This window comes from Candidatus Polarisedimenticolia bacterium (assembly GCA_036004685.1).
Taxonomy (GTDB): Bacteria; Acidobacteriota; Polarisedimenticolia; order Gp22-AA2; family AA152; genus DASYRE01.
The window spans coordinates 56,885-77,826 of the sequence record DASYRE010000023.1; the positions used below are offsets into that span (position 1 = coordinate 56,885).

16 protein-coding genes are annotated in these 20,942 nt (G+C 66.5%); 12 read left to right on the forward strand and 4 right to left on the reverse strand.

What is annotated here, in order from left to right; genetic code table 11:
* Positions 1 to 208 precede the first annotated feature (208 nt).
* Positions 209 to 997 carry a tetratricopeptide repeat protein gene (locus tag VGR67_05205; GenBank protein ID HEV8335793.1) on the forward strand — a complete coding sequence of 263 codons (789 nt, stop codon included), beginning with the start codon at positions 209 to 211 and terminating at the stop codon, positions 995 to 997.
* A gap of 36 nt (positions 998 to 1,033) precedes the next feature.
* Here the strand turns inward: VGR67_05205 and VGR67_05210 are convergent, their stop codons facing one another.
* The gene (locus tag VGR67_05210) at positions 1,034 to 2,497 is read right to left on the reverse strand and encodes a cellulose synthase family protein (GenBank protein ID HEV8335794.1); all 1,464 of its coding nucleotides are present in this window, start codon (positions 2,495 to 2,497) and stop codon (positions 1,034 to 1,036) included.
* An 86-nt stretch (positions 2,498 to 2,583) separates the two neighbouring features.
* On the opposite strand from VGR67_05210, the gene VGR67_05215 reads away from it, so the two are divergent.
* Positions 2,584 to 4,017: a glycosyltransferase 87 family protein gene (locus VGR67_05215; GenBank protein HEV8335795.1), complete on the forward strand. Its 1,434-nt coding sequence runs from the start codon at positions 2,584 to 2,586 to the stop codon at positions 4,015 to 4,017.
* A gap of 19 nt (positions 4,018 to 4,036) precedes the next feature.
* On the opposite strand, the gene VGR67_05220 is transcribed toward VGR67_05215, so the two are convergent.
* On the reverse strand, positions 4,037 to 4,624 hold the full coding sequence (locus VGR67_05220) for a hypothetical protein (protein ID HEV8335796.1): 588 nt from the start codon (positions 4,622 to 4,624) through the stop codon (positions 4,037 to 4,039).
* 297 nt (positions 4,625 to 4,921) lie between these two features.
* Between VGR67_05220 and VGR67_05225 the strand changes: the two genes are divergently transcribed.
* Together VGR67_05225 and lysS are read left to right on the forward strand one after the other, a co-directional pair.
* The gene (locus VGR67_05225; GenBank protein ID HEV8335797.1) at positions 4,922 to 5,575 is read left to right on the forward strand and encodes a YceI family protein; all 654 of its coding nucleotides are present in this window, start codon (positions 4,922 to 4,924) and stop codon (positions 5,573 to 5,575) included.
* The gene (gene lysS, locus VGR67_05230) at positions 5,572 to 7,098 is read left to right on the forward strand and encodes a lysine--tRNA ligase (GenBank protein ID HEV8335798.1); all 1,527 of its coding nucleotides are present in this window, start codon (positions 5,572 to 5,574) and stop codon (positions 7,096 to 7,098) included. Before VGR67_05225 ends, lysS begins: the two co-directional genes overlap by 4 nt.
* 371 nt (positions 7,099 to 7,469) lie before the next feature.
* Here lysS and VGR67_05235 read toward each other — a convergent pair whose 3' ends face one another.
* Positions 7,470 to 8,315, reverse strand: a complete 846-nt coding sequence (locus VGR67_05235) for a YihY/virulence factor BrkB family protein (protein HEV8335799.1) — start codon at positions 8,313 to 8,315, stop codon at positions 7,470 to 7,472.
* A gap of 84 nt (positions 8,316 to 8,399) precedes the next feature.
* On the opposite strand from VGR67_05235, the gene VGR67_05240 reads away from it, so the two are divergent.
* The 5 genes from VGR67_05240 to hemG all read left to right on the forward strand — a co-directional run bounded on the left by VGR67_05240 (position 8,400) and on the right by hemG (position 13,989).
* Complete coding sequence (locus VGR67_05240) at positions 8,400 to 9,857, forward strand: aminoacyl-histidine dipeptidase (protein HEV8335800.1); 1,458 nt, start codon at positions 8,400 to 8,402, stop codon at positions 9,855 to 9,857.
* A gap of 65 nt (positions 9,858 to 9,922) precedes the next feature.
* A complete protein-coding gene (gene hisC, locus VGR67_05245; protein ID HEV8335801.1) occupies positions 9,923 to 11,077 on the forward strand; it encodes a histidinol-phosphate transaminase in 1,155 nt (384 codons plus the stop codon).
* A gap of 13 nt (positions 11,078 to 11,090) precedes the next feature.
* Positions 11,091 to 11,768 (forward strand): cation transporter, encoded by a 678-nt coding sequence (locus VGR67_05250; protein HEV8335802.1) that lies wholly within the window; start codon positions 11,091 to 11,093, stop codon positions 11,766 to 11,768.
* A gap of 2 nt (positions 11,769 to 11,770) precedes the next feature.
* A complete protein-coding gene (gene hemH, locus VGR67_05255) occupies positions 11,771 to 12,619 on the forward strand; it encodes a ferrochelatase (protein HEV8335803.1) in 849 nt (282 codons plus the stop codon).
* Positions 12,616 to 13,989 carry a protoporphyrinogen oxidase gene (gene hemG, locus VGR67_05260; protein ID HEV8335804.1) on the forward strand — a complete coding sequence of 458 codons (1,374 nt, stop codon included), beginning with the start codon at positions 12,616 to 12,618 and terminating at the stop codon, positions 13,987 to 13,989. Before hemH ends, hemG begins: the two co-directional genes overlap by 4 nt.
* 173 nt (positions 13,990 to 14,162) lie before the next feature.
* Here the strand turns inward: hemG and VGR67_05265 are convergent, their stop codons facing one another.
* On the reverse strand, positions 14,163 to 14,498 hold the full coding sequence (locus VGR67_05265; protein HEV8335805.1) for a hypothetical protein: 336 nt from the start codon (positions 14,496 to 14,498) through the stop codon (positions 14,163 to 14,165).
* A 168-nt stretch (positions 14,499 to 14,666) separates the two neighbouring features.
* Here VGR67_05265 and VGR67_05270 point away from each other — a divergent pair, with 168 nt between their 5' ends.
* Genes VGR67_05270 through VGR67_05280 form a run of 3 tightly spaced genes read left to right on the forward strand, consistent with a single transcriptional unit; the run spans position 14,667 to position 20,713 of the window.
* A complete protein-coding gene (locus VGR67_05270) occupies positions 14,667 to 15,974 on the forward strand; it encodes a TolC family protein (protein HEV8335806.1) in 1,308 nt (435 codons plus the stop codon).
* Entirely contained in the window at positions 15,958 to 17,433 is a 1,476-nt protein-coding gene (locus tag VGR67_05275; protein HEV8335807.1) for an efflux RND transporter periplasmic adaptor subunit, read from the forward strand. Before VGR67_05270 ends, VGR67_05275 begins: the two co-directional genes overlap by 17 nt.
* Positions 17,434 to 17,443: 10 nt before the next feature.
* Complete coding sequence (locus tag VGR67_05280; GenBank protein ID HEV8335808.1) at positions 17,444 to 20,713, forward strand: CusA/CzcA family heavy metal efflux RND transporter; 3,270 nt, start codon at positions 17,444 to 17,446, stop codon at positions 20,711 to 20,713.
* The last annotated feature ends 229 nt before the right edge of the window (positions 20,714 to 20,942 follow it).

Sequence of the window (20,942 nt, forward strand, 5' to 3'; positions counted from 1 at the left end):
AAGCAACGTGGCACCGCGAGAGCTTCACGAGAACCTTCTCCTTCCGGCGAGAGAGACCCGGAACTGACGAAGGACTCGGCACTTGATTGAATCTAGATCACCCTTTGATCCTGTGTCAAGCGAATGATGGCGAAAAGTTTACGGCCCCGGCGACCTTCGCTGGTGGTAAAATCTTGGTCAAGTTCCTCAAGCCTGCCGGAGGTTCGCCATGAGCCTTCTTTCAGCATGCAAGACCTTCCCAGTCCCGTTCACGATGATTCTCCTTTTCGCACGCAACGGAGCCGCCGGCGCGGACGATTCCTACGATCCCCATAAAGTCATGCTGGCCCGGGCCCACTACGAGAAAGGACTGAAGCTGCTTCAAAAAGACAGTCGTCCCGACGCCGAAGTGGAATTCCAGGAATCGGTCCGCGTTTTTCCCGAGTTTGCGGACGGCTATATCCAGCTCGGGAACCTCGCCACGTTGCGGAAGGACTACTCAGCGAGTCTCGCGCATTACATGCGGGCGCGCACGGCGTTGCAAAACCTTCAGGGGATGTCTCGGCGGCAGGAACTGGAGCGCAGGAACCGCCTGCAGGAGAGCATGGACATCCTGAGGGCACGGATCGACCAGATGCGGATGAGCCAACGCCCCACGGACCGCGGGGAGATCAGCGAGGCTATGGCACGCCTCGAGAAGCTCCAGCAGGAACAATCTAGAATCCTGGTTCGCGACGAGCAGCCGATCCCGCCGGAGATCCACTTCCTCATCGGCACGGCCCGGATGAATCTCGAGCAGTTCGATCAGGCGATCGAAGATTTCCGCCAGGCGCTGGCCGTCCGGCCGGCCTACGGCGAGGTCCACAACAACCTGGCGGTGATCTACCTCTACCGGAAGGACTATCCGCAGGCGTGGGACCACCTGCACGCCGCCGAGAAGGCGGGCGTGCGGATCAACCCCGAGTTCCGCGATGAGCTCGCGGCGGTCGCCCCCGAATCTCCTGCTCCGGCGCGTTGACGCGCCGGCTCGGCGGGAGAACGCCGTCACCGGAGCCTATGGAACGCGCCGCGCCGCCTGAATCAGGGCCAGGATCGAAGTGTAAAGGTAGCCCGCCTGGAAGAGCAAAACGAACGGCAGCGAGGCGTAGATCCGGTGGGTGATCGCGTAGACGAGGACCCCGGTGAAATAGAGGCCCAGGGCCAGCTCGAGCGCGATCAAAGCCGAGAGCCTGCCAGGATAGGTGAGCGTGTCTCCCCGCAGCGCCTTCCCCTCGGCCCGCAGCTTCGGCGTGCGGACGAAGCCTGTCCGGCGGCCGGCGAGCGCCTCCAGGACCGCCCGCGTGTTGTTGAGGCACAGCCCCGCCCCCACCGCCATCAGGACCGGCAGATCGCGCAGCGAGCCTCGCCGTTCCGGCCGGACCTGCCGCTGTGAGAACAGATAGAAGGCGACCACCGAACCCGTGGCCAGGAGGAAGATCGGAAAGTCGAGGCCCAGAAGCGAGTTCCAGCGCATCCCTTGGCGCGCCAGCATGGCCGGAAAGAAGAGGATCGAGACGATCGTCATCAGGACGTAGGCGAAGTTGGCGGTCAGATGGAACACTGCCTCGCTCTTCACGCGGCCCGGCAGCGGGCTTCGCAGGATGCGGGGCAGCACTTTCAGGGCGGTCTGGATCGAGCCCTTCGCCCAGCGGTGCTGCTGGCTCATGAAGGCGCCGATCTGCACGGGAAGCTCCGCGGGAGCGACCAGGTCCGGAAGGAAGACGAACCTCCATCCGAGGAGCTGCGCGCGGTAGGAAAGGTCGAGATCCTCGGTCAGGGTGTCGTGCTGCCATCCCCCCGCCGCCTCGATGCAGGAGCGCCTCCAGATCCCCGCCGTTCCGTTGAAGTTGAAGAATCGCCCGGAGCGGTTCCGCGCCGACTGCTCGACCAGGAAGTGCCCGTCGAGAAGGATCGACTGCACGCGGGTGAGCGTCGAGTAATCGCGGTTCAGGTGTCCCCAACGCGCCTGGACCATCCCCACCGCAGGATCCTCGAAGTGCGCCACGGCGCGCCGGGCGAAATCGGCCGGCGGCACGAAGTCGGCGTCGAAGATGGCGATCAGATCGCCGGTGGCTTCCCGCAGCCCCGCCGCCAGGGCTCCCGCCTTGTAGCCGTCACGCGAGGAGCGCCGCAGATGGCGGATTCGCAACCCCCGCGCCGCGTGCTCCTCGACTTTCCGGCGGCACAGATCGGCGGTTCCGTCGGTGGAGTCGTCCAGGACCTGGATCTCCAGACGGTCCTTCGGGTAGTCGAGCGCGCAGACGGCGTCGAGAAGGCGCTCGGCGACGAAGATCTCGTTGTAAAGCGGCAGCTGCACCGTGAGCGTGGGAAGCTCGAGAGGGCCGGGCGCCGCCGGAAACGGCCGGCGGCGATGCCGGCGGCAGAGCAGGACGAGGCCAAGACGATGGAAACCGTAGACCGCCAGGAGTCCCATGCAGAGGAAGTACAGGACGAGGACTCCGATTGCGGGCAGGTTCATGGGAGTGCTATCGTCGGGCCGCCGCGAGCCGGACGGTGAGCGGCCTCGCGCCGGATCCGCCTCGCCCTCGTGGAGAGCTTCGCCTGTTGCGCCGCCCGCTGGTCGCCGGTTTGCTGATGGAGGCGGGCTTCGCCGCTCTCGCGGCGCCGGGCTTGTCGGTTCCGGCGCGCGTGGCGCTGCAGCTGGGGCTGTTCGTCGCCTATCTCGCCGCCCTGCGAGGCATCGCGTGGCAAAGTATGGACGCCGCGCAATGGCGCGCGGCCCTCGCCCTGGCGGGGCTCTTCCGGCTGACGCTCGTGGTCGCCGCGCCGTTCTACTCCGACGATCTGTACCGGTATCTCTGGGATGGAAGGGTGCAGGTCACGGGGCGCCTCAATCCCTACCGCTACGCCCCCGGCGACCCCGCGGTGGCTCCGCTCCGCAATGAGATCTCTTCGCGCGTCAACCATCCGGAGATTCCTACCATCTATCCGCCCGTCGCCCAGTTTCTTTTCGCCCTGGTCGCGGCCGTGCGACAGTCAGCCGTGGCGATCAAATCGGCGCTCGCGCTCTGCGATCTGGCGCTGCTGGCGGTCCTTCTCAAGCTCCTGGCCCGGACGCGAATTCCGCGGGAGCAGTTGCTGATTTACGCCTGGAACCCGCTCGTGATCGCCGAAGTCGCCGGCAATGGGCACGTCGACGTGCTGGCGGTCCTGCTGCTCATCGTGGCGATTCACCTGATTATAGGAGAACGATCCCTGCTGTCAACCCTCGCGCTCGGGCTCGCCGCGGGCGCCAAGTTCGTGCCGTTCCTGGCATTTCCCGTCCTGCTGCGGCGCGTCCCGGCGCGCTTCCGCATCGTGCCGTTCGCCCTGTTCGGGACCGTCTATCTTCCTTATGCGGGAGCCGGCGCCGCCTTGTTCGGCGGATTGCGCGCCTACGCGGAGCGGTGGCGCCACAACGACTCGCTCTTCGCCTTGATTCTGGCCGCCCTGGAGTTCCTCGACCCGACCGAGGTCCTGAAGGCAGGCGTGGGATGGCTGCACGAGCTGTTCAGCTACCCGCGGTGGATGCTGCCGATGTACACCTACGCCTACCCGGCCTATTGCGCGCGCCTCGTCGCTCTCGGGCTGGTCGCCGCGCTGGCGCTCGTCCTGGTCCGCAAGAAGGCCGATCCGATCCGCGGCACGTTCATGATCCTGGGATGGGCCCTGCTCCTGTCCCCGACGGTGCATCCCTGGTACCTGCTCTGGATCGCCCCTTTCCTCGTCCTGCGTCCCAACCCGGCGTGGATTCTCCTGACGGGCTTGGTCCCGCTCAGCTACCTCGATCCGGCTCCGGTCGCGGAGGGGATCCCGCGGCCTCTCTGGATCCGGCTGGTGGAGTACGTCCCCTTCTTCATCCTGCTCGTGACGGGAGCGGCAATCTCCTACCGCCGCCGGGATCCGGTCACCCTGTTCGGGCTGCGTCAATTCCCGCCGGGACTCGCGGGACGCTGGCCTGACGAAGCAAAGGGGGAAGGAGTCCCGCCGCCGGCTTGAGACGAGGAACCGCGAGGCCTCAGGGAGTCGGCTCCGAGGCGCTCACCTGCTGGGCGGCATGGGCCCTTCCGCAGGCCTTTCCGCACGCGTTATTGGGGAGGCCGGAGAGGCTCGAGCAGCAGGCGCGGCACTCGGGGACGGTCGGCAGGGCGGCGCAGTCGCTGAAATCCTCGGGTCCGATCGGGTTGCCCAGGTTGATGGAAGCGAGCGCCATCCGGGGATCGGCGGCGCGCAGCGCGAGGAGGCTCCCGAAAGTCGAGAGGATGGCCGCCGTCTTGCTTGACGAGAGGGGGCTCTCCGGGTGAGCGGTGAGCAGAGTGATGCCAACCTGGCGAAGGAACGCGGACATCTCCCCCTCGGTCAGCGGATCGGCAGGCTCGCCGTGGAGCTCGAGGCCGGCCCGGCGCAAGGAAGCGACGGCCGCGGAGGAGGTCATGGCGCCGCGGCGCGCCGGATCGGGCTCCGCGAGGCACGCCACCAGCAGGGCGAGCTCGCCGATCGTCATGACCGGATCGGCGGGCGCCGCCGGAGGCGCAGCGCTCAGTGCGGGTGCCGAAAGCAAGAGGAGCGCCAGGAGAGCTGAGAACGCGGGACGGTGACGGTGCATCGCGACCTCCCCGGAGGGGTGACATTGAGGTTTCGCGGGCCTCTCTGGCATCCAACAGCCGAATTGTCAACGGCCCGGCGAGACATTCGAGCGTCTATGGAGCGGCAAGTGTCTCATCGCCGACTGTCAGTGTTACGTTAGCTCGCGGCGGCGGGCCGGACAATGAGGCATTCACTGAATCCGCTGTAGGGAGCGTCCTGAGTCAAACCCCTGGCGGCCGGGCAGTAGGCAGCCGGGTGAAAGCGCCGCGCGCCTGTGTTACGATGCGCCGCCGGATCCCCTTCCTGGAGAACGATCTTGTCCTGGAGCATGCGCCGTCGCGTCACCCGGCGCGCCGTGACCGCCTGGACGGCGGCGGCCTGGCTCGCGAGCGCCGCCCCCGCGGCGCCGGCTACGTCGCCGGCTCCGGCGGTGGCCCGTTTCCGGTTCGAGCCCTCGAGGAGCACCGTCCGCTTCGATGCCGACGCCACGACGCACGTCGTCCACGGCGTCTCCCATGAGATGAGCGGCGAGGTCACTTTCGATCCGGAAGACCTCTCCCGGGCGGCGGCCGTCAAGTTTCGCCTGGCCTCGGCGAGCCTCGAAACCGGGAACAAGGTGCGGGATCGGAAGATGCGCGAGACCCACCTGGAGGCGGCGCGGTACCCGTTCATCGCCTTTCGATCGTCGAAGATCGCGGCGATCACGCCGACCCTGCGAGCGGGAGAGACCCAGGAGCTGAGCGTGGAAGGCACGCTCTCGCTCCATGGAGTGGAGCATCCGGTCGCTCTCGTCGTGAAGGCGGCGCGCACGGGGGGAGTGCTGCGCGTCACCGGGGAGACGACGCTGCGGCTGACCGATTACGCGATTCCAATCCCGAGGTTCCTGTTCTTCAAGATGAAGGACGAGGTCAAAGTCATGTTCGAGGCGGTGGCGATCGAAGTCTCCCCTCGCGAAGGCCCGCGCTCATGACGCAGGCGCCTGCCGGGCGGCACTGGGCCGACGAGATCGCCGACCGGCTCGCGGACCGGCCCGGTTCGCAGGAGATCTCCACCGGCATCTCGCCCTCCGGATCGATCCACCTCGGAAACCTGCGCGAGGTCATGACGGCCGACGTGGTCTACCGCGCCTTGAGGGAGCGCCGGAGCGACGTGGGTTTCCACTACGTCGCCGACAACTTCGACCCGCTGCGGCGCGTGTATCCCTTCCTCGATCCGGAGGTCTACGCGCCGCACGTCGGCAAGCCTCTCTCGGAGATCCCCTGTCCCTGCGGGGCGCACGCCGACTACGGCGAGCACTTCCTGCTTCCTTTCCTCGCGACGCTGCAGGAGCTGAAGATTGAGGTGCGGGTCTTCCGCGGCGATCAGCTCTACAAATCGGGGAGGATGAACCCGATGATCGTCGCCGCGCTCAAGGGACGCGACGCGATCGCCCGGATCCTGCACGAGATGACCGGCAAGCAGATCGATCCCGGCTGGTCCCCCTTCGATCCCCTGTGTCCCGCGTGCGGCCGGATCACCGAGACGGAGGTGACCGGCTACTCGGAGTCCGCCGGGACGATCGACTACCGCTGCGGCTGCGGATCGAAGGGGACGATCCCCATGGCCGGAGGCGGCAAGCTGACCTGGCGCGTCGATTGGCCGGCGCGATGGAAAATCCTGGGAGTCACGATCGAGCCCTTCGGGAAGGATCACGCTACCGCAGGCGGCTCCTACGATACCGGCCGCCGGATCGTCAAGGAGGTCTTAGGCGGGGAGCCTCCCTATCCGATCACCTACGAATGGATCAGCCTGAAGGGGAAGGGCGACATGTCCTCTTCCAAGGGGAACGTCCTCTCGATCGACCGGATGCTGCGGGTCGTGCCGCCCGAGGTGCTGCGCTACCTGATCGTCCGGACGCCGCCGGCGAGGACGATCGCGTTCGATCCGGGGCTGCCGCTGCTCGCCCTGGTGGATGAGTACGACGACGTCGAGTCGGCCGGCCGCGATCTCCGGGCGCTGGCGCTGTGCCGCGCGTCGGACTACAAGCCGGTGGGCGTCCCGTTCAAGCATCTGGTGAGCGTGGTGCAGATGGCCAACTTCGACTTCGGGCAGGTGAAGGAGATCCTGCGCCGCGGCGGCTACGAGGTCCAGGACGAAGAGGCGCTGCGCGGCCGCGCGGAGTACGCCCGGCGCTGGCTGGAGGAATTCGCGCCCGAGGAGATGAAGTTCACGCTCAAGCCGGCGCTTCCCGCCGAAGCCGCGCGGCTCACCGAGCCGCAGAGGCGCTTCCTCTCGGCGGCCGCCGATCGGTTGAAGCCCGGGATGAAGGCGGAGGAGATCCACCAGGCCGTGTACGCCCTCGCGGGAGAGATGTCGCTCAAGCCGGCCGAGGCGTTTCAGGCGATCTACCTCGCCCTGCTCGGAACGCTCCGCGGCCCGCGGGTCGGCTGGTTCCTCGCCTTCCTCGATCATGACTTCGTGGTGAATCGCTTCCGCGAAGCATCCGGCAACTAAATAGAAGTCAGTGATTCGGGATCATCGTAACTTACTGAAACAAGATCACTTGAAATGGCGTCCCTCATGCTGGAGAGGTCCGCGCGACGGAACCGGCGCCGGGACCGCTCTCCGGAGATGGCCCCTCTTGAATCCAGGTAGCTTCCGGCGAAGCTCAGGGTCGAGAGTGTGGGTCGATGTTCCAGAATCATCGACCGCTATTTAGTGTTGCGTTTCAGAAATCGCGTTAACAACGAGGACGTCGAGGCGCCCGGATCGCAAGACGCGCCGGAGTGCCGCGTACCCAAAGTGGTACGCAAGCGACGGCGCAACGCAGCCAGCCGGGATGGATCGACGTCCGTACGTAACGGGATTTCTGGGACGCAACACTATTAATGCGTTGCGGGCGGATGGCGGTCCCGGCGCATCGCCAGGACCGAATTCACTTCCGCCCCGAGAGCGAAGAGCGTCGCCGAGACGTGGAGCCAGAGAAGGACGGCGATGACCGAGCCGATCGACCCGTACAGCATCTTGCCGGTCGAGAGCGACGTGAGGTAGGACGCGAAGAGATATTTGGTGGCCTCCCAGAACGCGCCCGCGACCAGCGCCCCCACCCAGATGCGCGAAATCCTGCGGCGGACCGTCGGCCCGAACAGATAAAGCGTCAGGAAGAGCATGAAATTGAAGAGCACCCCCAGTCCGACGGTGCACAGCGTGAGCACCGCCGGCTCCCAGGCGGTCGGCAGGAAGGTGTGGTGGATCAGGGCGCGGACCAGCACGGGGCGCAGGCTCGTGAATCCCAGCGAAAGCGGGATGAACAGGAGCATGATGATCGCCAGCAGAATCCCGAGAAGGCGGCGGCGCCAGAGAGGCCTCATCTTCGGCGCGTGATGAATCCGGTTCAGGATCTGCTGGAGCATGTCGAAGGCGGCGCTGGCGCCCCAAATCAGGAACAGCGTCCCGAACAGTCCGAGGCTCCGCCGGGCCCGGAGGATCCCGTCGAGCGACCGGCGGAGATACTCCGAGCTGAACGGCAGCAATCCGAGGATGTCGGCCGAGATCTTGGCGTACTCCCCTCCCATCCCGAACAGGATTCCGAGCGCGGAGACGACGAGCAGGAGGAGCGGAAAGAAGGAGAAGAAGGTGTAGTAGGCCAGGCTCGAGACCATGATCGAGACGTGGTCCTGGCGATACTTGTGGAACAGCTCCGAGAGGAATTCACGCAGCGTCGAGATCATCGGGGTGCGATGCTAGCAGATTGACGCGGCGAAGTGCCATAATAGCGGCCTTCTATCGCTGCGAGTCGAAATCCGGAGGACGGTATGCCCGACGCCATCCAGGGTCTGAAGCCGGAAGGGGTGTGGAAGTACTTCCGGGAGATTAGCAGGATTCCCCGCGGCTCGAAGAACGAGAAGCAGATCGCCGGCTACGTTATGGCGAAAGCGAAGGAGCTCGGCCTGGAAGCGAAGCAGGACAAGTTCATGAACGTGGTGGTGCGCAAGCCGGCCGCGTCCGGCCGGGAGCGGGTCGCGAGCGTCTGCCTGCAGGGGCACCTCGACATGGTCTGCGAGAAGAACAAGAACAAGACGCACGATTTCGAGAAGGACCCGATCGAGATCGTGCGCCAAGGCGACACGCTCATGGCGAACGGCACGACCCTGGGGGCCGACAACGGGATCGCCGTGGCCACGAACCTGGCGATCATGGCGGACCGGAGCCTCGTGCACGGGCCGCTCGAGTTCCTCTTCACGGTCGACGAGGAGACCGGGCTCACCGGCGCCAACAACCTCGCGCCGGGCTTTCTGAAGAGCCGGCGGCTGATGAACCTCGACTCCGAAGAGGAAGGGGCCTTGTACGTGGGGTGCTCCGGCGGCTGCACCACGGCCGGCCGTTGGTCCGTGGCGCTCCAGAACGCCCCGCGGGGCGCTCTTCCCATGATGCTGCACGTCAGAGGGCTCAAAGGAGGGCACTCCGGCCTCGAGATCGACAAGGGGCGGGGCAATTCGCTGAAGATCCTGAACCGCGTCCTCCTGGCCCTGCTGGACGCGGGCGTTCGGATCTCCCGGATCGAAGGGGGCAACAAGAGCAACGCCATCCCGCGCGAGGCCGAAGCGCTGCTCTACGTGCCCGAATCGTCCCTCAGGAAGGCCAAGGCGATCGTCGAGAGGCTGAGGGAGGCCTGCCGGGCGGAGGTGTTCACCGTCGACCCCGACCTCGAGGTCCGGCTGGAGAAGGCGGAGGCTCCGAAGAAGGCGCGGGTGCTGAAGGATGCCGACGCGCGCCGGATCTGCCGGACGGTGGCGGCCCTGCCGCACGGAGTCACGAAGATGAGCGCCGACATCCCGGGGCTGGTCCAGACCTCCACGAACCTGGCCATCGCGCGGACGCGCGGCGCGACGGTCGAGGTGACGACGAGCCAGAGAAGCTCCGTCGCCTCCGAGATCGAGGAGATCGTGCAGCGCGTCGGGATCATCTTCGAGCTGGGAGGGGCGAAGCCGGTCTTCACCGAAAGGTATCCGGGGTGGAAGCCGGACCTCGATTCGTCGATCCTGAAGATCGCGAAGACGACTTACCGGGAGCTGTACGGCAAGGACCCGGAGGTAAAGGCGATCCACGCCGGCCTCGAGTGCGGCATCATCGGAGAAAAGTACCCCGGGATCGACATGGTCTCCTTCGGGCCGACGCTCGAAGGGGTCCACTCGCCCGATGAGAAGATCTTCATCGGCAGCGTCGGGAGATTCTGGGAGTTCCTCCTGGCCGTTCTCAAGAACGTCAATTAGCGGCTCTTCAAACGCCCGCTTCGCCCCCTTTGCTCGGCGCGGCGGCCGCCACTTCGGAGGGAACGATGAGCCCTTCGCTTCCATCACGCCGCCGCTTCGTCCGCACCGTCGGAGCCGCCCTGGGGGCGTGCGCCGTGCCGATCCGCATCGCCGCCAAGACTCCCGCGGCCTCGGCCGCGCGGCCGGGCGCCGCGACGCCGGCGAAGGCGGTCCGGATCGACTCCAACGAGAACCCCTATGGGCCGTCGCCGAAGGCCCTCGAGGCGATGACCCGCTCGCAGCAGGTCTCGGCGAGGTACCCCGACGCCCTGGAGGACGAGGTTTCCGAAGCGCTCGCCCGGCTCCATGGCGTGGGCGCCGAGAACGTGGTGCTGGGCTGCGGCTCGGGGGAGCTCTTGAGGATGGCCGACATGGCCTTTCTCGGCGCCGGCCGGAACGTCGTCGTCGCCGAGCCGACCTTCGAGGCGGTGCTCGCGTTCGCCCGCGTGACCCGCGCCGACGCCGTCAAGATTGCCCTCACCGGGGATCACCGGCACGACCTGCCGAAGATGGCCGCGGCCTGCAGCGAGGCCACCGGTCTGATCTACCTGTGCAATCCGAACAATCCGACCGGCACCATCGTCACGCGGGACGAGATGGGCGCCTTCTTCGAGCGCGTCCCCCGGGGCGCCGTGATCCTGGTGGACGAGGCGTATCACCACTTCGTCGAGGACGAGCGCTACGCCTCCGCCTTCGAATGGATGGGGAAGCTGCCGAACCTGCTCGTCGTCCGGACCTTCTCCAAGATCCACGGCCTGGCGGGAATGCGTCTGGGATACGGCGTCGGCGCCCACGAGGTCGTCGAGGCGCTGCGCGCGCATCGTCTCTGGAGCAACGCCAACGCCGCCGTGCTGGAGGCGGCGCTCGCCACCTTGCAAGACGCCGGACACGCGTCGAAGTGCCGCCGCGAGATGAACGGGACGCGCCGCTGGCTGGTCTCCGAGATGGAGAAGGACCGGCGCGCCACGATCCCGTCGGAGGCGAATTTCGTGATGATCGACCTGGGCACCGACGTGGCGCCGGTGATTGCGGCCCTGAAAGAGCGCGGCGTGTTCGTCGGCCGCCGGTTCGCGGCGCTGCCGAACCACCTGCGCGTCTCGATCGGCACGCCGGAAGAGATGCGGCGCTTCGTCGCCGCGCTGCGCGCCGTGGCGCCCTCCGGCGCCATCCAGGCGGCTTGAAGGGCCGGGACGGATGGCGGCGCGGCCCGGCGTGAAGCAACGGGCGGCAAGCCGCGCGCCGGCGCTGGATCGGAAGGCGGCGCTGCTGCGTCGCGGAGAGCGGCTGGAGGCGATCAGCGTCGCGTACAACGCGGTCGAAGGGATGATCGTCGTCGGCGCCGGCCTCGGCGCCGGCTCGGCCGCGCTGCTGGGATTCGGCGGCGATTCCCTGATCGAGGTGACGAGCGCGGCGCTGCTGTGGTGGCGGCTGAGGTCGGCGCGCCGGGGAAGCACGGCGCGGCAAGAGGAGCAGACGGAGCATCGGGCGTCCCGGTGGGCGGGGGGGCTACTGATGCTGCTGGCCGCCGGCATCGTCGTCGAGGCCGGGCGCCAGCTGGTCATGCGGCAGGAGCCCGCCGCCAGCGCGCTCGGCATGCTCGTCACGGGGCTGTCGCTGGTGGTCATGCCCTTTCTGGCGCGCGAGAAGCTCAAGTTGTCGAAGGCTCTGAACAGCCCGGCGCTGCGGGCCGACGCCCACGAGCAGGTGGCGTGCGCCTGGCTTTCGGGGACGACGCTCGCGGGATTGAGCCTCAATGCTGCGCTCGGGTGGTGGTGGGCCGACCCGGCCGCGGCGCTGTGCATGGTCCCCTGGATCGCCCGCGAAGGCTGGACGGCCTGGCGCAGCGGCGAGTCCGGGGCGGAGGCGAGATAAGGATGGGATCGTCGGTCCTCCTCATGGCGTACGGGAGCGTCGAGTCGGTCGATCAGATGGCCGATTTCCTCAAGGAGGTTTTCCGGGGCCGGCCGGTCCGCGAGGAGACGGTCCGGGAATTCCAGGACCGCTACCGTCTCTTCGGCGGCCGCTCGCCCCTCCTGGAGATCTCGCGCCGCCAGGCCGCAGCGCTGGAGAAGCTGCTGGGAATCCCGGTGCGGGTCGGGATGCGGCACTGGCATCCCTACATCGCCGACGTCGTCCGGGAAATGCCGGAGCCGATCGTCAGCCTGTCGCTGGCGCCGCAGTATTCGCGCTTCAGCGTGGGGGAGTACCAGCGCGCGCTGGAAGCGGCCTATCGAGGGAAGATCCTCCACGTCGACCACTGGCACCGGCAGCCGCGTTTCCTGGAGGCGTGGGTCGAGCGGATCCGCGCCGGCATGGCGCGTCACGCGCCGGAAATGCTGCTGTTCACGGCGCACAGCGTCCCGGAGGATCCCGACGATCCCTACCCGCGGCACCTTCAGGAGACGCGCGAGGGGATCCTCCGGCTCCTTCCCGCAACGCCGCCCTGGGACTTCGCCTACCAGAGCGCCAGCACCGCGCCTTTGAAGTGGAGGGGTCCCGACGTCGACTCGAAGCTGAAGGAGCTGAGCTCCCGCGGCGTCCGCAAGGTGCTCGCGGCCCCCGTCGGCTTCGTCAGCGACCACGCCGAGGTGCTCTACGATCTGGACCACCTCCACCGCGGGACGGCCCGTGAAATGGGAATTCAGCTCGAGCGCTGCGAGTCGCTCAATGATCATCCGCTGCTGATACAGGCCCTCGCCGACGCGGTGCGCGAGGTCGCGTGAAGAAAGTCCTCGTGGCCGGCGCCGGCATCTCGGGGCTCGCCACCGCGTTCTATCTCGGCCGCCAGCGCCCCGACCTGGCCATCACCGTCCTCGATCCGCGTGACCGGCTCGGCGGCGTCATCACGACGCAGGTCCGGGACGGATTTCTCATCGAAGGAGGGCCAGACTCCTTCGTCCTGATCAAGCCGTGGGGCCTGCAGCTTTGCCGCGATCTCGGCATCGAGAAGCGGCTCATCCCGACCGATCCGGCGAATCGGAAGGTCTACATCCTGGCGCGGCGCGGGCTCGAGCCTCTTCCGCCCGGCGTCATGCTCACCGCCCCGACGAAGCTGCTGCCTCTCCTTCGCAGCCGGCTTTTTTCATGGCCGGGGAAGATCCGCATGGGGATGGACCTCCTGTTGCCGCGCGGCAAGGAGCAGGAGGACGAATCGCTCGGATCCTTCGTGAGGCGGCGGCTCGGGCAGGAGGCGGTGGACAAGATCGCCGAGCCCATCCTGGCGGGGATCTTCCTGTCGGAAGCCGATCGTCTGAGCCTCCGGTCGACCTTTCCGCGCCTGCTGGAGATGGAGCGCGAGCACCGGAGCCTCATCCTCGCCTTCCGCCGTCAGGCAAGCGGGGCGAAGAGTCACGCCGGGGCGGGCGCCGGCAGCCCGTTCCGGACCTTCGCGGGAGGCATGGCGGAGCTGATCGACTGCCTGCGCGATGCGATGCCCCAAGTCGAGTTTCGGACCGGCGTCCGCGTCGAGAGGATCGAGGGCCCGCGGAAGGTGATCACCAACCGGGAAGTGCTGGAGCCCGACGCCGTCGTCCTGGCGATGCCGCCTCCCGACTGCGCCGGCGTCCTCCGGGGACTCTCCCCGGCGCTGGCCGAGAAGATCGCCCGGATCACGACCCTTTCCACCGCCACGGTCTCCCTCGGATACCGGCGCCCGGCCGCGCGGGTCGCGCTCGACGCCACGGGCTTCGTGATCGCCCGCGGCGAGAGCCGGAGGATCCTCGCCTGCACCTGGTCGTCGAGGAAGTTCCCGGGACGCGCTCCCGACGGGGACCTGCTGCTGCGATGCTTTCTGGGGGGGAAGAACGGGGCGATCCTGCAGAACGACGACAGCGCCCTCGTCCGGATTGCCCGCGAGGAGGTCGCCGATCTGATGGGGATGCCCGATCCGCCGGTTCTCTCGGCCGTCTACCGCTGGCCGCTCGCCAATCCCATCTACGAGGTCGGCCACGAAGCGCGGGTCCGCGAGATCGAGTCGATGCTGGATCCGGCCCTCAACATCCATCTGACCGGCAGCGGCTTCCGGGGAATCGGCATTCCCGACTGCGTCGGGGACGCCATGCGCGTGGCCGCCGAGGTTGCCCGAAGGACGTAGGGACGCATCTTGGCTACCGTACGGAGTCGGCGTTTGGCGTCGCCGGTTCGAGGCGTCGCCTTCAGGTCACTTTAGGCAGGCTCGCTCTGCCCGCTCGGAAAGGGTTGGAGATGCTTCGTCAACCTGGGTGGGCTGCCATTTGCATCGCCAGCCTGTCAGTTCTTTGGCTTGTCTCAGGTCTCTGAAAAATGTAGATTATGAGCATGCAAATCACCTCCCGGCTTGTAGCCGTCCTCGTCGCCGTCTCTCTCATCTTCTCCGTCGCCGGGGGTCTGGTTCTTTGCGCGGGGTGCGGCAGCAAGATGATGGAGTGCTGCAAGTGGATGCCGGCAGCTTCCGAGTCGATGGGCCCCAGCCCGTGCTGCCAGTTCAAAGTCTCCTCGACGACTGAGCCGCACCCGGGCCGCATAATCTCCGTCGCCAACGGCACTCAACGCGATGAAGCCGGCATCTCGCACGCGGACGACGTTTCGTTCCATGAAGCTCTTGGTGCCGTCGCGCCGCGCCATTCGCCAACTCCCTCGCCTCCGCCTGATTCCTCTCCTCCGCTGTTCATCCTGAACGCCTCACTGCTCTGCTGAGACGATACTTCCGCCTCTAGCTCCCTTCCAGTTTCGTTGAGTCATTTTTGCCCGGCGACCGGAGCCCTCGTCCGCGTCCGGGCGAGAGGCGTCACCATGAAAGGAATCATGCTGTCTCCGGTGTTGCTCCTTTGGGCGCACTCCGGATGGGCTATGGAGCCGGCGCAACCGACCTCGGCGAACCCCGCTGCGCTTCTGCGGGAAGCGGAGGAGAACAGCCCGGCGATCCGCGCCGCGCGGGCCCGACTCGAAGCGGCGCGCCACGCGCCTTCTCAGGTAGAGGCTCCTCCGGATCCCGAGGTCAGCGTCGCCTACACCAACGACGGCCTCTCCCGGTTCACCCTGGGAGAGAGCGAATTCGCCCAGCTCTCCCTCAACTGGACCCAGGAAATCCGATCGCGGGGAAAACGCCGGCAAGCGGGGGAAGCGGCGTCGCGCTCCTCGCAGGCGGCGGAGAAGGAGCTGGCACTGGTACGGCTCGAAGTGCTCTCGGCCGTCAAGAGCGCCTACGCCGATCTGGTGCGGCTGGACGGCACGGCGGCCATCCTGGATGAGATCCGAAGTGTGCTGGACTCCGTGGAACAAACCGCCCGGAGACGCTACGAGGTGGGGCAGGGGATCCAGGAGAACGTTCTCAAGGCGCAGACCGAGATCCTCAAGCTGGAGGCCGAATCGACCCGGGTGGCGCAGGAGCGCCTGGAAGTCGAGGCCCGACTCGACGCCGCCGTGGGACGCGCCGCCGGCGCGCCCATCGGCCCCGCGGCGGCCGCTGCGCTCAGCGGGGCACTCGGAGAGGACGCGGAAGCGCTCGCGCAGGCCGCCCTGGCGGGCTCGCCCGGGGTGGGCGCGCTCGAGGCGGAAGTCCGCCGCCGGCAAGCCAGCGCGGAGCTGGCGCGACTCGAGCTGAAGCCTGATTTCATCTGGTCCGCCAGCTACCAATACCGCGGCGATCTGGATCCCATGGTCATGGGAATGCTGGGCGTGCGCCTTCCGCTGCACAAGGCGCGCAAGCAGGCCCAGGCCGTGGCGCAGGCCGAATCGGACGTAACCGCCGCCCAGCAGGACCTGGCGGATCGCCAGGTCCGTACTCAATCCGCCGTGCGCGAGCTGGCGGCGCGCGCCCAGGGCGCCGAGCGCCTGCTGGAGCTCTACGAGCAGGGAATCATCCCCCAGGCGGCGAACACGCTGGAATCGGCACGCGCCTCCTATGCCGTGGGGCGAATCGGCGTCCTGGATCTGTTCAACGATCTCAGGGTGCTCCTGGATGCCCGCAAGGACCAGATTTCCCTGGAGGCGGAGCGGATCCAGGCCCTGGCGGCGCTCGAGCCGCTCGTCGGTCGCGACCTGGTACGCGTGCCGGAAAGCGGCGACGCCGCGGGAGGTAGCCATGCGCCTCTCCGGTAGCCGTGGGTGGGTAATTCTGTTCGCGACCGTGCTGCTCGCGGTGGCGGTCCTGGTCGGGATCCGCTCTCTGGGCCATGTCGGGGTGGGGAGGGGGATTTCCGGAACGCACGCGTCCAAAGCAAGCGCGAAGCCGCTGTACCACTGCCCCATGCACCCCACGATCCAGTCCGACAAGCCGGGGAATTGCTCCATCTGCGGAATGCGCCTCGTGCTGGCCGAGAAGTCGGAAGCGGAGATTCAGCCGGCCCCGGCGCAGGGGCCGCCGCCGGCGCCTCGCAAGCGGCTGCTCTACCGCTCGACCATGAACCCCTCCGAAGTTTCCGACCATCCTGGCAAGGACTCCATGGGCATGGAGATGGTTCCGGTTGAAATGGAAGAGCCCGGCGAAGGAGGCGTGGAAGGGCTTGCCCCGATCCAGATCCCGTCGCGCCGGCGTCAGCTCATCGGAGTGCGAACCACGATCGCCAAGCGCTCTCCCCTCACCCGCACTCTCCGAACGGTGGGACGAGTCGCTATTGACGAGAGCCGCCTCCACCATGTCCACACCAAAGTCGAGGGGTGGATCGAGGAGCTGAGGGTGAATGCAACTGGGGAACCCGTCGTGAAGGGCCAACCCCTACTCCAGATCTACAGTCCCGAGCTTCTGGCCACGCAGGAGGAGTTCCTGCTCGCCCTCAAGGCCCGCCAGAGCCTCCCCAAAGGGGCGCCCCCGGCGTCGAAAAGCCGCATGGAAGAGCTTGTCGAGAGCTCCCGCCGTCGCCTCCTCCTTTTCGACCTGACCCCCGGCCAGATCGAGAAGCTCGAGAAGACGGGCGTGCCAACGCGCACCGTCATTCTTTATTCGCCGCTCTCGGGAATCGTTCTGGAGCGCAAGGTCACGCACGGGGAAAGGATCGACCCGAGCATGGCACTTCTGGAGGTCGCGGATCTCTCCCGGGTCTGGGTCCTCGCCTCGGTCTACGAATACGAGCTGCCGTTCGTGAAGGTGGGGCAGAAAGCGACGATGACCCTTGCTTACCTTCCCGGCAGGGCCTTCACGGGGCGGGTGAGCCTCGTCTATCCGGTCCTGGATGGCGCAACTCGGACCGTGCAGGCCCGCATTGAATTCGCCAATCCTCACCTCGAGCTGAAGCCCGAGATGTATGCCGACGTCGAGATTCTGAGCGACCTCGGCGAGCGCCTCACCGTGCCGGAGAGCGCAGTCCTTTCCTCCGGGACCCGGGACATCGTGTTCGTCGATCGGGGCGAAGGTTACTTCGACCCGCGGATAGTGAAAGTAGGTCTTCGACTTCCCGAGGCCGTGGAGATCCTCGAGGGTCTAAGCGCAGGGGAGAGCGTGGTGACCTCCGCCAATTTCCTGGTGGATTCGGAGTCAAAGCTCAAGTCGGCCCTGGAAGCGGCTTCAGCCCCCTCAACACAGCCCACGCCGACGCCGACGGCGCCGGCGCACCGGCACTGAGGGACGCATCATGGTCGAGCGGATCATCGAGTTCTCGGCTCACAACAGATTTCTCATCCTGGTCTTGACCGCGGTGGCGGTGGTGTGGGCCGTCTACGCCGTCACCAACGTCCCGCTGGACGCCATCCCCGACCTCTCGGACACGCAGGTCATCGTCTATTCGCGCTGGGACCGGAGTCCCGACATTCTCGAGGACCAGGTGACGTATCCCATCATCGCGGCGTTGCTGGGCGCGCCGCGCGTGAAGGCGATCCGCGGGTTATCCGATTTCGGCTTTTCCTACGTCTACGTCATCTTCGAGGATGGCACCGATCTCTACTGGGCCCGCAGCCGGACGCTGGAGTATCTCAGCAAGATCCTGCCGCGCCTTCCCGAAGGAGTGCGCACCGAAATCGGCCCCGATGCCACCGGCGTGGGGTGGGTTTACCAATACGCGCTGTTGGACCGCTCGGGGAAACATGACCTGGCCGAGCTGCGTTCTTTCCAGGACTGGACGCTCCGGTACCTGATACAGAGCGTCCCGGGGGTCGCCGAGGTCGCCTCCATCGGCGGGTTCCAGAAGCAGTACCAAGTCAATGTGAACCCCAACGCCTTGGCGGCGTACCGCATTCCGCTGGCCCGCGTCGTGGAGGCGATCCGACAGGGGAACAGCGACGTGGGTGGGCGCCTGGTGGAGTTCTCGGGCGCCGAGTACATGGTGCGTGGGCGAGGGTATGCGCGCACGACGACCGATCTCGAGCAGATCGTCGTCGGCGACAACGGGAGCGGTACGCCAATCTTGGTGCGGGACGTGGCGAAGGTCGAGCTGGGCCCCGACATCCGGCGGGGTGTCGTCGATCTTGACGGGCTGGGGGACACGGTGGGGGGGATCGTCGTGATGCGCCAAGGCGAGAACGCCCTCAACGTCATCAACCGAGTGAAGGAGCGGATCGAGAGCGTCTGGGCCTCGTTCCCGGAAGGCGTCGAGCTGGTCACCACTTACGACCGCTCCGACCTCATCAAACGCGCCATCGCCAACCTGCGGGAAGAGCTGGTGCTGGAGATGATCATCGTCAGCCTGGTGATCCTGATCTTCCTCTGGCACATTCCCTCGGCCATCGTTCCCATCGTCACCATTCCGGTCGCGGTCCTTCTGGCCTTCATCCCGATGCATGCTCTGGGGATCACCTCCAACATCATGTCCCTGGCCGGCATCGCCATCTCCATCGGCGTCCTGGTGGACGGGGCCATCGTGGAGGTGGAAAACGCCTACAAGAAGCTTCAGCTATGGGAGGCGGGAGGGCGACAAGGGGACTACCACGCCATCCGGCTGCAGGCGTTGAAAGAGGTGGGCCCCTCGGTCTTCTTCTCCCTTCTGGTCGTCGCCGTCGCCTTCCTGCCGATCTTCACCTTGGTGGACCAGGAGGGGCGCCTTTTCAAGCCACTGGCCTTTACCAAGAACTTCGCCATGGCCATAGCGGCCCTGCTGGCGATCACGCTGGACCCGGCCATGCGCATGCTCTTCACCCGGATGGATCGGATGGAATTCCGCCCGCGGTGGCTTGCCTGGATCGCCAACCAGACCGTGGTGGGGACCTACCATCCCGAGGAGAGGCATCCCATCAGCCGGTTCCTGTTTCGGGTCTACGAGCCCGCCTGCCGGCTGGTGCTGAGGTTTCCGTGGATGACCGTGGGCGTGGCGACCCTGCTGATCGCGATGACGATCCCCGTCTACTTTCAGCTCGGCTCCGAGTTCATGCCGCCGCTCGACGAGGGATCGCTGCTCTACATGCCCACCACCGTGCCGGGTCTCTCGGTCACCGAGGCGGAGAAGCTGGTCCAGACCATGGACGAGATGATCCGGGAAGTGCCGGAGGTTATCCGGGTGTTCGGCAAGGCCGGCCGCGCCGACACGGCGACCGATCCGGCTCCGCTTTCGATGTTCGAGACGACCATCCTGCTCAAGCCCCACGACCAGTGGCGCAAAGTGAAACGGTTCTATTCGGACTGGCCCGAGTGGCTGCAGAAGCCCCTACGCCGTCTTTGGTGGGACAGGATCTCCCGGGAAGAGCTCGTGGACCAGCTGGACCGCAAGCTGCGCTTCCCGGGAGTGCCCAACATCTGGACGATGCCGATCAGGAACCGGACCGACATGCTCATCACCGGGATCCGCACGCCGGTAGGACTCAAGATCTTCGGCCCGGATCTCACGGTGATCGAGCGGATCGGCAGCGAAGTGGAAGCCGCGCTGCGCGACGTGCGCGGCACCCGCAGCCTGTTCGCGGAGCGGACGGCGGGCGGCTACTACCTCGACTTCGACCTGCGGCGCGGAGATCTCGCCCGCTACGGCCTGACGGTGGAGGACGCCCAGAGAGTCATCCAATCGGCCATCGGCGGCGACACGGTCACCACCGTCGTGGAAGGTCGCGCGCGTTACAGCGTCAACGTCCGCTACGCGCGGGAGTTGCGGGACAACCTCGAGGCCCTGCAGAGGGTCCTGGTCCCGACTCCCTCGGGATCGCAGATTCCGCTCGCGCAAGTCGCGGACATTCGCATGACGTCCGGCCCGTCCATGATCCGAGACGAAAACGGCTTGCTCTGTGGGTACGTCTACGTGGACCTTGCCGGACGCGACGTCGGAAGCTACGTCGAGGAGGCGAAAAGGCGCGTGGCGGAAAAGGTCTCCGTCCCGACGGGCTACTCGGTCCAGTGGAGCGGTCAGTACGAAAACGTCCTGCGAGTGCGCGAGCGCCTGAAGGTCGTGGTTCCCCTCACGGTGTTCCTGATCTTCATGCTCCTGTACCTCAACACCAAGTCGGGGGTGAAGGCCGGAATCGTTCTTCTGGCCGTGCCGTTCTCCGGCATCGGGGCCGTCTGGCTCCTCTATCTGCTCGGCTACAACGTCTCCATCGCCACTTGGGTGGGGATGATTGCGCTGATGGGGCTCGACGCCGAGACCGGCGTGTTCATGCTGCTGTTCCTCGATCTTGCCTATCACGACGCGGAGCGGGCCGGGCGGCTGAAGACGCGCGAGGACCTCCGGGAGGCAATCGTCCACGGCGCCGTGAAACGCATCCGTCCGAAGATGATGACGGTCGCAGCCGCATTCATGGGGCTGATGCCGATCATGTGGTCGGTGGGAACCGGCGCCGACATGATGAAGCGAGTGGTCGCCCCCATGGTGGGTGGCCTCGTCACCAGCTTCATCCTGGAGTTGCTGGTCTATCCACCGGTTTATGAGATCTGGAAGTGGAACTTCGAGATGAAGCGAGGTAGAACGGCCCTGGAAGGCCTTCAATAGGCGGAGCTTCGATACGGCAAAGTCATGATACAGCAAAACTCGCTGAGCCGTTACAAACGATTATCGAAAGGACCCTCATGAAACGAAAATTCAGACTGTTTCTGTTACCAGCCGGTCTGGCTTTACTGAATTCGCTTGCTGCCGCGCAACAGCCATCTGCGCCACCACGGCAAAATCCGCCCTCGCAGACTACCCCGAGCATGCAGGGGGTGCAGGGAATGCAAGGCGC